This is a genomic window from Mucilaginibacter phenanthrenivorans (genome assembly GCF_024721155.1).
Lineage (GTDB): Bacteria > Bacteroidota > Bacteroidia > Sphingobacteriales > Sphingobacteriaceae > Mucilaginibacter > Mucilaginibacter phenanthrenivorans.
In genome coordinates this window covers 20,361-35,121 of record NZ_JAHVAP010000009.1, presented here as the reverse complement: position 1 = coordinate 35,121, position 14,761 = coordinate 20,361, and the positions used below count along the sequence as shown (strand labels likewise).

Annotated in this window: 12 protein-coding genes; 3 read left to right on the top strand and 9 right to left on the bottom strand. The window is 42.4% G+C overall.

Annotated features, from left to right (window positions below):
* Positions 1 to 70: 70 nt before the first annotated feature.
* From KXD93_RS21475 to KXD93_RS21465, 3 genes are read right to left on the bottom strand one after another with little or no spacing between them, the layout of a single operon-like run.
* On the bottom strand, positions 71 to 862 hold the full coding sequence (locus KXD93_RS21475) for an SDR family NAD(P)-dependent oxidoreductase (RefSeq protein ID WP_258139413.1): 792 nt from the start codon (positions 860 to 862) through the stop codon (positions 71 to 73).
* Positions 859 to 1,839: an SDR family NAD(P)-dependent oxidoreductase gene (locus KXD93_RS21470; protein ID WP_258139412.1), complete on the bottom strand. Its 981-nt coding sequence runs from the start codon at positions 1,837 to 1,839 to the stop codon at positions 859 to 861. Before KXD93_RS21470 ends, KXD93_RS21475 begins: the two co-directional genes overlap by 4 nt.
* Position 1,840: 1 nt before the next feature.
* On the bottom strand, positions 1,841 to 2,521 hold the full coding sequence (locus tag KXD93_RS21465) for a DUF6134 family protein (protein WP_258139411.1): 681 nt from the start codon (positions 2,519 to 2,521) through the stop codon (positions 1,841 to 1,843).
* A gap of 330 nt (positions 2,522 to 2,851) precedes the next feature.
* Here KXD93_RS21465 and KXD93_RS21460 point away from each other — a divergent pair, with 330 nt between their 5' ends.
* Entirely contained in the window at positions 2,852 to 3,274 is a 423-nt protein-coding gene (locus KXD93_RS21460; RefSeq protein WP_258139410.1) for a DUF5655 domain-containing protein, read from the top strand.
* Here the strand turns inward: KXD93_RS21460 and KXD93_RS21455 are convergent.
* From KXD93_RS21455 to KXD93_RS21445, 3 genes are all read right to left on the bottom strand, one after another.
* On the bottom strand, positions 3,271 to 3,456 hold the full coding sequence (locus tag KXD93_RS21455) for a hypothetical protein (RefSeq protein WP_258139409.1): 186 nt from the start codon (positions 3,454 to 3,456) through the stop codon (positions 3,271 to 3,273). The genes KXD93_RS21460 and KXD93_RS21455 overlap by 4 nt on opposite strands.
* Before the next feature lie 1,200 nt (positions 3,457 to 4,656).
* On the bottom strand, positions 4,657 to 6,960 hold the full coding sequence (locus KXD93_RS21450) for an ATP-binding protein (protein WP_258139408.1): 2,304 nt from the start codon (positions 6,958 to 6,960) through the stop codon (positions 4,657 to 4,659).
* Positions 6,961 to 7,171: 211 nt separating this feature from the next.
* Complete coding sequence (locus tag KXD93_RS21445) at positions 7,172 to 7,747, bottom strand: arylesterase (protein ID WP_258139407.1); 576 nt, start codon at positions 7,745 to 7,747, stop codon at positions 7,172 to 7,174.
* 116 nt (positions 7,748 to 7,863) lie between these two features.
* Between KXD93_RS21445 and KXD93_RS21440 the strand changes: the two genes are divergently transcribed.
* Positions 7,864 to 8,637: a MerR family transcriptional regulator gene (locus tag KXD93_RS21440; protein WP_258139406.1), complete on the top strand. Its 774-nt coding sequence runs from the start codon at positions 7,864 to 7,866 to the stop codon at positions 8,635 to 8,637.
* Positions 8,638 to 8,725: 88 nt separating this feature from the next.
* Here KXD93_RS21440 and KXD93_RS21435 read toward each other — a convergent pair whose 3' ends face one another.
* Positions 8,726 to 9,865, bottom strand: a complete 1,140-nt coding sequence (locus KXD93_RS21435) for an aminotransferase class V-fold PLP-dependent enzyme (protein WP_258139405.1) — start codon at positions 9,863 to 9,865, stop codon at positions 8,726 to 8,728.
* 144 nt (positions 9,866 to 10,009) lie between these two features.
* On the opposite strand from KXD93_RS21435, the gene KXD93_RS21430 reads away from it, so the two are divergent.
* Complete coding sequence (locus KXD93_RS21430; protein WP_258139404.1) at positions 10,010 to 10,993, top strand: hypothetical protein; 984 nt, start codon at positions 10,010 to 10,012, stop codon at positions 10,991 to 10,993.
* Positions 10,994 to 11,002: 9 nt separating this feature from the next.
* Here the strand turns inward: KXD93_RS21430 and KXD93_RS21425 are convergent, their stop codons facing one another.
* Together KXD93_RS21425 and KXD93_RS21420 are read right to left on the bottom strand one after the other, a co-directional pair.
* The gene (locus tag KXD93_RS21425) at positions 11,003 to 12,148 is read right to left on the bottom strand and encodes a M28 family metallopeptidase (protein ID WP_258139403.1); all 1,146 of its coding nucleotides are present in this window, start codon (positions 12,146 to 12,148) and stop codon (positions 11,003 to 11,005) included.
* A 42-nt stretch (positions 12,149 to 12,190) separates the two neighbouring features.
* Positions 12,191 to 14,755, bottom strand: a complete 2,565-nt coding sequence (locus KXD93_RS21420; RefSeq protein ID WP_258139402.1) for a BamA/TamA family outer membrane protein — start codon at positions 14,753 to 14,755, stop codon at positions 12,191 to 12,193.
* Positions 14,756 to 14,761: the final 6 nt, after the last annotated feature.

Below are 14,761 nucleotides of genomic sequence, written 5' to 3'. Positions count from 1 at the left end.
TCAAATATGCATGGCGACGAGGTTGCTTCGTCGTTCCTCCTCGCAATGACAAAATTTATAAAAGTAATTTTCACATCTTCACCACCGGCTTTAACTTACTCTTAATGATCATGTCCTTCACAAATCCCGGTAAAATACTATTTAGTACTACCATAAGCTTATTAACCCCACCGGGGATAATTTCCCTTTTGCCCAGGAACATCCCATGGATGGCTTCATAAGCTACCCTGTCCGGCTCCGTAATGGTCGATTTTGCAATGCCTTTTAGCGTATGATTAAGCACGAGCAATTCCGGCTTTGTGTTTATCCCGCCCGGGCTCAATAAGCTAATGCTGATGTTTGCCCGTTCCATCTCCAGTTGCAAACACCGGGTAAAATAGCTGATGAACGATTTGGTTGCGCCATACACTTGCTTCTTCGGCACCACAAACCTGCCCGCCAGGCTGCCCACGTTGAGCAGGTAGGCGGTGCGTTCTTCATCAAGCTGTGCTAAAAATAAATGAGTTAGCAGCACTGGCGCAATCACGTTCAGCTCTATCTGTTTTTTATAAAATCCCAGGTTCATGTCCTCAAACCACGACCAATTACCTAATCCAGCATTGTTTACCAGGATATGCGCAGTCAGCTCTTCACTTTTTAACAGGGTAAATAACGAAGTACAGTTTTCTGCAAGGGTTAGGTCGGCCTCAAAAATGGTTACCTTAACCTCAAAGTTTTTGCGTATAAAATTAGCCAGTTCGGGCAGGCCTGATTCCGGCAACGATACGAGTACCAAATCAATCTCGCGCGATGCCAGTTCAAGGGCCAATGATTTTCCCAGGCCCTCGCTTGCGCCTGTAACTATAGCGGTTAACCTGTTCATAAGCTTTTGATGTGATTAATTGTCCTTGCCATGCCTTCCTCGAAAGGTGTAATACTATAATTCAATTGGGTGATTGCTTTCTGACTGCTGTATTTCTGATCCTTCCTTAATCGCGCAGCAAACTCCGGTAAAAACACCGGCGGTAAACCCGTAAGTGTTGTTTTAAATGATTCGAATCGACTATAAGCCTCGATAAACTTTTGCGGCAACTTTAACATACCATAAGTTTTACCGCTGATATTTTGAAGTGTGCTAAAAAAGGTATTAAAACTGATATCCTCCCCACCCAAAATATACCGGTTGCCCGAAATGCCCTGTTCCATAGCAGCTATGTGTCCCCTTACCACATCATCCAAATAAGCATAGTTTGATACCTGTGTGCCCTTGCCGGGGATGATGCGCCATTTACCCTTCAAATATCCGCTGATCATTTTGCCAACGCTGTTGCTGTCGGTTATCGGCCCTTCCCCGTATACCCGTGAGGGATTAACGGTAACTATATTTAAGCCTTTTGCTGAATAGCTTCGTGCTTCAATTTCCGCCAGGTATTTGGTACGCTCATAGTCGATAGCAAAACCATCAATGCGTGGATCGGTCTCATTCATTGGATGTTTTATGGTTGGCCCCCAAACACCGCAGGTGGAGGTGTAGACTACTTTGTTCACAGACAGCTCACCGGCAAGTTCCAGCACATTCCGGGTGCCGATGACGTTAATGTTGTAATAATCGTTTTTGTCGCGACACCACATTTTGGCAAGTGCAGCGGTATGGTAAACCTGCCGGCAGCCGGTCATGGCTCTTGTTAAACTTTCCTTATCCAAAATGTCGCCTTTTATGGCAGTGATATTTTTATGGGTAATGAGATAGGGGTGGGCCGTATTGCGGCATAAAGCCATCACCCTGAACCCTTTTTCAGCAAGCTCCAAACATAAATTCCGGCCTATAAAACCTGTGGCCCCTGTTACTAGTATTTTCATGTTAGGTGAGCTGAATTTGAATGGTGTATAACGAATGATGAATATCAACCTTGCTGCAAACACCGTTGGTGTAGGTGTAAAAATTGTAGTTGCCGTCTGGCAGGTCGATACGGTAAGTGTGGCTGTCAGTCTGTTTTACCTGTACAAATTGCTGGAAATTATCTGAGTAGATCTGGGATAAGCCAACCGGTTCCTTCAAGTACATGGCGGTAAGGTTATTGCTGATCTGTTTTTGGTTGATGGAACTGATCTTACCGTCGTCCGAAAGCTGGTAAGTTTCTCCATTTGCTTTGGTTATCTTATTTGCCTTTTGTTTACCATTAACCATGCGCGAAACATGCGAGCAAACCAGCTTGCCGTCGTGATAATGGGAGTCCTCACGAATGTTTACATTGATACTAAAGATAAATCGCATTTTAACATCAGAAGCGACATTCAGAAATGTATCATCGCCTTCCTTGCGCTGTTGCAGTTTCAGGTGTCCAACGGTTTGGCCGCTGTGCAGCACGTTGTAGTTTAATGTTTGCTCCTGGGCTAATGCCATTGAGCTTATCGCAACAAACAACACGGTAACCGAAGCGCTTCTAACTGGTACTACAAACCGGTTAAAGGAAAAGTTATATTTCTTGAAAAACGGTCTTCCGTATTTTTTGAAGAGCCAGATAATTAATGCAGGTATCATATGAATGTGGTTTGAGTGTTTATTTTTTGTTTTATACAGGTAATACATTTGTTTTAACTTTTACCCCTATGTGGGTTGACGTTTTGTTTTTATCATGATGCAAATCAACCAGGAATACGGCCTCAATTTTTAATTATTCGACGAGGCTTAAATTTCACCCCATCAAAATCAACCATTAAGTTTTGTAGGGCGAAATATGGTTTTTGTCGGATAAGCAATAGTACACGGCAATCGTTTATCCATCTGCTCAATTCACGATATGAGTATAATTTTAATGTATTGGGAGTTTTTAGGAAAAGAAATAATGCACTAACTTGCTGCATTAAATGAATGGTAGTTATGTGGATGTGCCCGTTATGCTCGCAGGAGTTTATAAACACCAACCAGGTACACTCGTGCAGGGACAAAGAGCTTGTCGATTTCCTAAATGGCAAATCTCAGCACACTATTGAGCTGCTTGATCATTTGGTAAATGAGTATAAGCAAATGGGCGACATAAGGGTACATCCCGCAAAGTCAATGATCAGCTTTGCTGCCAGGAAAAGGTTTGCATATGTGATTCAGCTCGGTAAAGACTTTGTTGATGTGGTGTTTCCGTTTAAGCAACCTTATGAAAGTAACTTATGCTTTAACAAGATAAAGCAGGTTCCGGGAAGTGATGATTTTAACCACCACTTCCGGATGTTCTTTAAGGAAGACATAAATGATGAGGTACGGATGTATATGAAGATGGCCTTCGAATCGGGTTGCTAAAATGAAGTGCTTGGTGCAATTTCAATGTCCTTCACCACCATGTATACCGCCTTTTTGCACTCACTGCAGCAGTAAATCTTGATCGGTAAAAAGAATAAAACGTGCTTTAAAAACCAATTGCGCTTAACCCGGTGATGAAATGCATGTGCGCATACAGGGCATTTTAATGATAACTGTTTCATGGTGTATAATTTAGTTAGTCAAAATTCCGGTTTATGAACTCCCCGGGAAATACCAAGTAGTTTGTATTTTTCAGGGGGTTGGAAAAGGTACCACGTAAGGTACCGCGGGTACGGCGGGGATACACAGAAACAGTTTTATAAATTCCGGGGAATAATTATACCGGGTGATATTTATCCACCTCCCGGTCTGTGATCAATAAATAGCGTTGTTTTTTACATTTGGCGCAGAAATATATTTTTATAGGCAAAAAGAAGAGTACCTGCCGTAATACAAAGCCCCGGGGAATCTGGAAGTGAAATACAGTGCCACATTTATGGCACTTAAGCAAAGGTTTGTTCATCTTAATTATCTGTACTTCAAAAGTTAATAATAATTTAGTTGGTTAAAATTCCGGTTTATAAGTTTACCGGAAAATACCAAGTAGTTTGTATTTTTTAGTTTTGAGCTAAATGTGTTATTGGAGGGAATCAGGTGGGAAACAAAAATAAAACAACCAGTATGCTGTAAAGCACGAAGATTAGCAACAGGATAGCTTATACTTTTTGGTATTTATTAGCCTGCTGGTCTGTAATCCACAAAAAACGTTGCTTTTTACATCTGGCGCAGAAATATATCTTTATTGGCAGAAAGAAGAGTACCTGCCGTAGTAGAAAGCCCCGCGGAATCTGGAAATGAAATACAGTGCCACATTTATGGCATTTAAGTAAAGGTTTACTCATCTTAATTATCATACGGCAAAAATTTGATTATGGTTTGCTGGCCAAGAAAATTTTTGTACAAATTATTGCTTATTGTTAAACCAATACTACCTGACAAGGGTCAACTTTAACCTTTATAAGGCATTTTAAACCAATGGTTTATGCTAATACCAGGGTCTTAAATGGGATTTTGGTCGTATTTTGGAATTGGGCATTAACATAAACAGTTTCCGAAATGCGGGAAACCGTTTCAATTGATCAAAGGCCAGACATTATGTGTTATATTTTGTCACCCATTGGGCTTTAAGGTAGGCTCTTGTGGTAATAAATTCCAAATCTGCTCGCTGATGGGTTTTCTAGCGGTTATGTTAATTTTAAAGAGCCTTATCTAAGCTCTAATCCGTATTAACAAATCTTCAACCAAAAAACGGTTTATTCTCATCCCGCTTAAGTTGCAGTCGGTAATATTTACGTTTGATAAATTGCAATCGGTAATTGTGCTTAATTGATAACATCAACCGTGTATTTTTTAACAATATTGAAAAGCTCATCAGGGTTAAAGGGCTTGCTTACCCAATCGTTCATACCCGCGGCCAGGATAGATTGTTTTATATCGCCAACTAATGATGCGGTTATTGAAACAATTGGGATGGAAGCATAGCTTCCTCCTGTCAATCTAATTTGTCGCGCGGCGTCATAACCATCCATAACGGGCATTTGCAGATCCATTAATATCATATCATAATGCCCTGCCCACAACATCTGTACGGCTACCTGCCCGTTTTCGGCAACATCACACTCCACTCCCCATTTTTGCAGGTAACGCTTCACCACCAAAACATTTATAGGGTTATCCTCAGCCAGCAATATTCGCTTTCCGGTAATATCTCCACTATTGTCCTTCTTTTCAGGTACGGGGGCATCCTTTTGTAGCTCGCCTTTTTTAAATGGCAGGGTAAAATAGAAGGCAGAACCTTCGCCAATCTTGCTCTTTATTTTTATATCGCCACCCATTAATTGAACCAATTTACGGCAAATGGCCAGCCCGAGCCCAATGCCGCCAAACTTTCGGGTGGTTTCAGTGCTTTCCTGGGTGAATATTTCAAAAATATACTCCTGCTTTTCTTCGGCGATACCTATACCTGTATCCTTTATCTCAAAATAGATGTCAACTGTATTATCATTTTGATTAGCCACTTCTACGTTTATGGCCACTTCACCCTCACTGGTAAATTTAACCGCATTGTTAAGAAGATTAGTTATTACCTGACCCAACCGTACGGTATCACCTTTAATAAATAGGGGAAGCCTGGCATCGAAGTTTAATTTCAGGTCGATTTTTTTTTCAACAATGGCCTGCCTGTTAATGGCGGAAATATTTTCAAGTAATTCCCTTAAACTGAAATCAACCTGCTCAATACTCACCATGCCCTCGTCAATTTTGCTTAAGCTTAAAATATCGTTTATGATCACCATCAGGTTATCTGCCGAAAATTTTAAGAGCTTCAGGTATTCCTGCTGATCCTCGCGCGGGTCCTGCAACAGGAGGTTGCTAAATCCAATCACGGCATTCATTGGTGTGCGAATCTCGTGGCTCATCACAGAAAGGAATCTCGACTTTGCCTGCAAGGCGTTTTCTGCAACTTCCTTAGCCTTTATCAGTTCCTGTTGGGCAAGCTTTTTTTCGGTTACCAATTCTGTAAATAATATAATACCGCCAACCCGGTCGGGGGTCTCATACCATGGCTTTATTTCCCAGCGCAGCCATTCTTGTTTTCCATCCCTGCGGATAAACGGATCCTCTTCCATCCTGAAGGATTCACCATGCAAACAGCGGCGCATGTAATCCTTCCACTCCTCCGAAATCTCGTAAAAAATATCCAGGTGGTTCTTGCCTATAATTGTAGCAACATCAATATTATATGACTTCATCCAGATCTTACTGGCGGCTATATAATTGAATGATCTGTCGAGCATGGCGAGTGCAGTGGGCGCAGCGCTTATAAAAGCCTCTAGTTGAGCTTGCTTGATACGCAGCTTTTCCTCATCTGTCTTTTGCTTTGTTATATCCTGGAAAATTCCATAAACCCGGGTACAACGACCGTCCTCAAATTCGGGTTGACCGATGGTGCGGGTCCATAATTCCTCGCCTTTGGCGTTTATAACTTCAAGTTCAAGGTCGTATGCTGTGCCGTCTGCTATTGCCTTGTGAAAGGCAGCGTTCAGTAAGTCATCATCGCCCTTTTTAAAAAAGTGTATAAAATTGTCCTTCTCTGGTACAAAATTATCGTCTACACCAAAAATTTCACGGGTAACCTGTGTCCAGTTAACCTTTAGGGTATCTATATCAATTTCCCATGCGCCAATTTTTGCAGCCAGGTTGGCTTTGCTTAAAAAGCTCTTTATCCGGTTAAGCTCACCCAGTACCTGGCGTTGACTGGTTATATTAATATAGCTGCCCAGCATTAACAATGGCGTGCCATCAATTGCCCATTGAACTATTTTACCACTAAAAAAATAGCATTGGGCATTAATGTTTTTATAATTAAAATAAACTTCGCAGGTAAATGGTATAGCAGCGTGGCTGTTAATGTGGAGATCAATTTGCTCACGCAATAACCGTTGATTTTCGCCTGAGATCTTGTCGATCCATAATGGCTCGACGGACAACTCAGCAGGCAGATAGCCAAGCTTTTCCATCAGGGCGGGATTGTCAAAAGGAAATTGGCCTTGCATATTCCATTCCCAAAAACCGGTATGGAGTTCGCTTGCTATTGAATAATTATTGATCGCGTTAGTACCCATAAAAAATTAACCCTTAAAATTATTTAAGAGTGATAAAAAATGGGCGCCCTACCCTTCGCTAATTATCTGTATTTCAAATTATTATTTAGTGGCGCTGTGCCACATCAAAAGGCTGCGTTGAGATTTTTGTAATATTAATTAATATTAGCTTAAAAATCAAGTGGTTAATCACCTTTTTTTATTGCCGGAAACACCCGTAAAAAATTTCGTTTTACACCTGCCCGGGAAGCTGACCAATAAGCTTTTTAATAACCGGCCATACATTTTCAGCAATAACCTTATAACCTTCTGCATTGGGGTGCAGCCTGTCGGGGAGGTTTAAATGAGTATTGCCGGCAACACCATTTAAAAAGAACGGGACCAAACTTAACTGGTTGGCAGCTGCTAAACCGCTAAAAATTTCGCTGAATTGTGCCGCCACCGGGCTATGTATAAATGCAGGGATTTGCATACCCATTACTGCCATTTTTACCTTTGGATATTTAACGCTTACCTTATTTATAATAGCCTGTAAGTTTTTCAAGGTTAATGCCGGCGGAATCCCACGGATAATATCGTTGATGCCCAGCTCAAGCACAAATACGCTTACCGGCTGGCTAAGCCAGTAGTCGATCCTGCGGAGACCGCCGGCAGATGTATCGCCACTCAGGCCTGCGTTTATGATTTTATAGCCGAGCCCTTCCGCATCTATTTTTTGTCCGATAATTGCGGGATAGGATTCCATAGTCGCATTGCGCAAACCATAGCCGGCGGTAAGGCTATCACCAAAAAACAAGATATTTTGCATAGTAGTTTAACCGGGAATGGCAGCCTATTGTTCTGTGGTTGAATTTATTTTCAAAAACACTTGACTCTTACCTTACGTCATAGCATAGCTTTGTAATCAGGTATTTAAGTAAATATATGAAAGACGATTATTCGGTAAAACAATTGGCTAAACTGGCGGGCGTAAGTGTACGTACGCTACACCTTTATGATAAGTTAAACCTGTTAAATCCGTCTATTCGTACCGAAAGCCGGTATCGCCGCTACGGAGAAAAGGAACTACTGCGCCTGCAGCAAATACTTTTTTATAAAGTGCTTGATTTTCCGCTGAAAGAGATCGGCCCCATTCTTGACGACCCCGATTTTGACCTGGTAAAGGCGCTCGAAGGCCATAAAGAATCCATCATCACAAAAAGAGACCACCTTACAACTTTGCTGCAAACCATTGATAAAACTGTTGATCATTTAAAAAACAAAACCATGAGTAACTACGAAGAATTATATGAAGGCATGCCAAAAGAGGAAGCCGAAGCATACCGCAATGAAGCCGTTGAAAAATGGGGCGAAGCTATTGTTTTGCGATCAGAAAAGGCTCTGCTGGAAATGCCGAAGCTTAATCTTGGACAATTAAAGGCCGATCAGAAAGACATCGCCGGGAAACTGGTCTTACTGGTAAATGAAAACCCCGAAAGTGGACTTGTACAGGAACAAATAGCCAGGCATTATGCCAATATCCGCAGCTTTTGGGGTGTGTCAGATCCTACTGACTTGAAAATTGGAACCTATAAAGGGCTTGCAGATCTGTATGTTGCGGATGATCGTTATACAACTGTTGAAGGGAAAACCAATCCTGTTTTTGCTGCATTTATGTATAAGGCGATGATGTGTTTTGCGGATAGTAAATTGAAATAGCTTTTTTCTGTGTGTATATGTTTGCGAACTTCGGGGTTAATTTGCCAAGAGTTCACCAGAGATGCACGGAGGTTGCGGGGTTAAAATATCAACGCTTTACATGCTCTTTTAAAACATTAAATAATTTTTCAAGATCCTGCGGTGTTGTATATAAATATGGCGAAACCCGGATGCTCTCTCCCCTGAAACCAACAAAAATATTTTCATTTTTCAGGTTGGCTTTTAGTGCATCGCTTACACCGCCTGGCAGGTCAAGACCCATCATGTGGTCAACCCTTTCTGCTGATTTTGGGAAACCTAAGCCCAGTTCATCGGCCTGCTGTTCTATTTGCTGTGTGATGCTTTTTAATTGCGATTGAATACTGCCAACACCCCATTTTAATACCTGTGTAAGCGCTGCAATTGCCATCGGGACATTGATAAAGCCCGGAAATTCGCCCATGTCAAAACGCCTTGCCCCAGGCCTGAAATCATCTCTATAGTTTACCAGGCCGGCAAAGTTTTCACTGTTGTTTTTGGTGAGCCATGAATACTCTATAGGCTTTCCGGCCGCACGCCACTTTGGTGCGGCATATAAATACCCTAACCCATAAGGCCCCAATAGCCACTTGTACCCAACCGAAACTAAAAAATCAGGTTGAATTGCGGCTACATCTATAGGGTATGCTCCCATCGCCTGGCTGGCATCAATAATCAAGGCGGCGCCCACCGACCTGGCTTTAACGCCTACCTGTACAAGATCAACAAGTGCTCCGTTAGTCCAATGGCAATTGGAAATGGCTATAATGGCCGTTTTTTCATTAACGGCATTCAATATAGCTGCTGTCCAGGATGCTTCTTCTTTTTTAACGGTTACAATTTCAGCGCCTTTTACTTTTGCCAATTCGTTCCATGAATAATAGTTAGATGGGTATTCCTTATCCATCACCAATATTTGTTGCCCTTTTGCTATCGGTACGTTAGCCGCAGCAATGCTGATACCATAACTAACGGAGGGGATAATTGCCATCCCATCTGCATCGGCGTTGATAACCTGTGCAGCTAAAGCCCGCAACGTTTCAGGATCATCAAACCAATCTGAAGATTGGATCTCCCAGGGATGAACCTTTTTTTGCAGCGCCTTGGCACCCGCTTCTGTAACTGACCGTAACTGAGGCGAAAGACTTGCACAATTTAAATAAACCACGCCTTCGGGGATGTCAAATAATTCAACTATTTCGTTTTCCATGTTTGCGGTATTTGTTGCACGGCAAAGTTAGGCTGTTTACAACCGTAAAAGATTGACATTTGTCAATTGCTGTAACTATCACTATTAATTAAGGATTATTTTACATTGAAATTTTAACTTTATCATAGTACTTTAGTATTCAATATGAAGCCTTATCCCCTTAAATTAATTCCCGTTTTATTATCACTAATTATATTACAAAGTTGTGTAGACAAGCCCGGCGTTTGGGAAAATGAAAAAATAGCAGCCGGAAAAAGATCTGATTTTCACGAATTGACCGACGATGCCCTATACTGGCTAAAGGCTAACAAGTATAAGCGCATGAAGTTTATTATGTCAAAAGAACTCAATCGGGACTCACAAACAGAAAGGACAATAGAACACCTAAGCAATTACCTGAATGATAACAAGTATGCCCTTTTTGAAGAATATTATATCATCAATAAATGGCGCAATGCGGATACCGTAAATTCTGCTGATAAAGGCGTAAACCGCTACAGCCTTATATATCACAATCCCGAACAGGAAATGTATGTAGCCTTTTTCCTGCCCAAAGCGGGCGCTAACAAATATATGATCACCCTGGTGTATTCTAAATATAGCTACGGGTGGAAGATCAGCGACATGGATGTGGCTCCTTATACATTTAACGGGAAAACCGCCCCTGAGCTTTATAAGCTGGCGAAAGAAAATTATAGTAAAAATTACCTCATCGATGCTGTTAACAACGCGGCTTTGGCTAATAATTGCATAGCTCCGGTCAATATATGGCGGTACCCGGTTGAAGACAGTCTGCACACATTTTATGGCGACATAATAAATGAGGCAAACACCAAGTACATATTCCCATTTACAATTAATGAGGTGCCAACTAAGCCACGGATAATAAGGGTTTATACACAAACCAATAGCGAGGGCACATTTCCAATAGTCCATTATTTAACGTCAGTGAATTTAAAGGACACGTTGGCCATAAAAAATGAAAACCTGCTGATCAGGAAGGTGATAGGCAAAATAATGCCGGGAATTGACAAGGATAAAAAGTATGTTTATTATACGGCATTTAATCAAAAGCCACGATCAGATAAGGAAGTGGATAGGTTTGAGATGACCGAGAAGGTGCAGTAATGTTTTTGATTACCTCGTCTCCGCCCCAACAAAATCCACTATCAGCTTAAATAAATGATTATACTCATTAAGCGGTAATGTCTTGCTGATGTCGAATACATCATGATAAGCTTTTATGCCGCCCATGGTATACATATAAAATGCGGGTACGCCTTTTTCGGTAAAGGGGTAATGATCGCTGTTTGGGGCCTTGCCTCTTGAATATACTTTATACAGGTAATGCCCCTGTGTATTAAGTTTTTTTAGTTGCTCAAATTCCTTTGGGTAGATGGTTGCATTAACTACGGTGATGCCTTCCTCGCCGGTGCCTTCTAAATCCAGGTTTATTAAGAACCGGATATTAGCCAGCGGCATTAGCGGATGTTCAGCAAAATACATGGAGCCCAGCAAGCCGGCTTCCTCTCCTGCAAAGCAAATAAAAACCATGCTGTACCGCTGCGGGTGCTTCGCATAATACTTAGCCAGGCTCATCACCTGGCTCACGCCGCTTGCATTGTCGTTAGCGCCGGGGAAATAGGTGTCGGCACCCATGCCACCTAAGTGATCGTAGTGGGCAGTAAGCACTATAAATGAATCCGGCTTTGCTGTGCCGCGAACCATGGCGCAAATGTTCCCGGTTTTGAAATCCTTTATTATTTTATTCTCAATATCTACACTGATGGAAGACGGTGTTTTGGTAATTGCCTTCTTATCCAGATCAATGGCTGTATAATCTGAAGCCGCCTGCTCAACCGACCAGGTAAGTTTATTTTGCAGTAGTACGACGATGCGGTGTTCGGCATCTAAAAATGTGACACTATCCTTTTGCTGTAATTTGCCGTCGGCTTTAACACCCATGCTTTCAGGACTTACAATAAAATCCACACCAGGTTTTAAATCGATGCCGTTAATGGCTACCTTCATTTTACCCGGGTAGATATTGGCGTTATAGGTAAATGGCTGAACAAAATCCTTACCACTCAAAGGCTGCAATCCGAAGCTCTTGAATTCGCTTGTTATAAACCGCGCGGCTTTGCCCATACCGTCATTTGTATAGCCCCTGCCCCAAAAATAACGTGATGTTAAAGTATCAACAATACGGCGCGCGTAAACAGAATCCTGGGCAAATAAAGATTGACAGGATAGTAATAAAAACAGGCTTAATCTTAGCTTCATTGGTGATAAATAGGATATTGCAAAGTAGCAAAAATCCGTCGGCTAAAACCTGAAACCAATAGAAATATAAGGTAATGATCCCTCCCTTGAGAAACCAACAGCCGCCTGGATCAGCACCAACTCGGCGGGGACAATGTAAATGCCGCCGCCATAGCCATCATGCCACGTATTTGACGTATCGTTTGCCGACCATACCCTGCCGATATCGTTAAATCCGATCACCCCGATACTGCCTGGAAACAGGTACGAGGTAAAATCCAGTACCTTAAGCCGTAGTTCAAGGTTGTTGTAGAGCATGGTTCTGCCGGTAAACCTCCATGTGTGAAAGCCGCGCAGCGTTTGCGGGCCGCCCAGCTTTATCTGCTGAAAATAATCGGCAGTGCCAAAATAAGTACCGCCACCGGTGCGGTTGGCTATTATTAACACAGAGTCGCGGTCGGGATTAAGATAAAAGTTAAATTCCGATAGTATTTGCGTATACGCATTATGCGATCCGGTTAAGGCCTTCATGGATGTTACGGTAGTGTTCCAATAAACTCCGCTGGTGGTAACGTTACCTTTATTACGTGTATCATAGGTAGCGCCGCCCACCAAACCCGCCGACCATTTGTTGTCGAATACATTTTCGGATGGGTGGGCTGCGTTATAATCACCCAGGAACCTGTCGCTGTTATCATCGGCATTGCTGTAGTAAAACTGTCCGCCAACGCCGGCATGAAGCTGCCAATTGCCATATTGATGGTAAAGGGAAACATCAGTGGTGATTAAATCATACTTGTTTCGGTAATAGGTAATTTCTTTATCTCCCTTATTTACAAAAGGAGTTCCGTTACCAATGCCGAAGAAGTTGCTCACGTTATTAGGCCCCCTTGACAAAGCACTTATGCGAATGTCATTATTTCCAATAGCATTTTTAAAGTCAGCTACATAGGTGAACAGCAACGATTTTCGTGAGAGCGAGTAATTGGTGAGAAACTCCTCCCTGAATGAATAAGGCTCGCCGCGAAAGCCATGTTTTTCGTACGAGAAGCCACCTATCAGCAAAATGCCGATATCTGTATTGTAATTGGCTAATACGATGGGTTCAAACCTATCATACTTAAAACTGGTTTTGTTGTAATTATTTACGCCGGTATCGGTACTGGTCCGGATCCTTGCCTGCGATGACGATGGAATTAAATTGGTGGAATCGGCCCGGTCATATACATAAAGCTTGCCACGGTTGCTCAGCTTTTTATCTACATAAAAACTATCCACACCTGCGCCGCCTATCATTCGCACTTTTATTGGCGATGGCGTATTGCCTGTTACCGAAAATACATCGTTACCATCAAAGCCATATAGCCGAACTTCCTTTGTAACATCTGGTTTAAAAACGCGGTGGTAAATGGTTTTATCCAAATCGCCATCCTTTTTAATCTTCTTAACGGTTACCTCCAGGTTGCCGCCTGGCTGTTCATCAATGCTGAAATTTTCACGTTTATCCGTAGCCGGGATCTCTACATAAATAGAGATAAAGCGGTAGTACTCCAGTCCCTGCTTCATTAAATTGTCGCGCCGACCCTTCATTTTAGCGATGATCTCCCTGCCCGAGAGTTTGAAAATGGTATCCGGCATTAGTTTAACTGCAGCCGTGATCACGCTGTCGGTAAGTGTTTTTTGGACATAGGTTATTTGTTCACGCCAATCGTCCTCGCTCAATTGGTTTAAAAAGTAACGGTCAAAATACCGGGCGTTAAAGTTCCATCCGTCAATATCTCTTATCTCGCCGCTATAACCCTGGAATTTTGATTTAAGCCATTGGTGCGATACGATCCACGGAAAAACGCCAGAGGTTTTATAGTAAACCTGGTCGCGATCGCGCGGAACGGGTTCATAAACAGAACCTTTCTTTTCATCAATTTTTTCCCATCGCCATTGGTCCTCATGGCGGTCCCAATCACCAAGGATCATATCCAGCAATCGCGCCTTTAATACCGTTTTTTCATCAACACGGTTATCATTGTCCTCCTTTAGCTTGCGCTGTACTTTTTCGGTATTGTCTGTTTTCTCAGCATCCAGCGGCTCGCGTTCCTCAAATAGAAAAACCTTATTGGCAAAATCCTTTGAATATTTACCCAACGCCGGGTCATCAGCAACGTATACTATCTGCGGGTTTGAATGCGGAACGCCTAAAGCCTGTGCCAGCGGCGGTACGGTAAGTGCGGCAAAGGGATGCGCTGCTGATACCTGGTCCTGCAAAATATCCTTGGCCACGGTCGGGCGTAATCTTGGCGGTAAACCACGCTCCGGGTACTTTTGAATGGTGCGCAACACCCATTGTTGCCCCGTGGAATCCTGCAAGCGTAGCGACATGGTTTGCAAGCCGCCGCCCTTTTGCAATATTTTTAAGCCGCCCTTAGCGTTTTCCAGTTTAAAAACAGGCAGTTTAACAGGTGCGGCCCATAGCGCCCGGTAATTCTCGCCAAACAAAAAACGGTGTGTTTTTCCGACGTTATTATATTCAGGTTCGACGGCAATACGAATACTGTCGTTTTTTATCTGCTGAGCATAGCTTGTTGTAAAGGCAAGTGATAATACCAATAATAGGGTAATGGTTTTGTTCATGGTAAA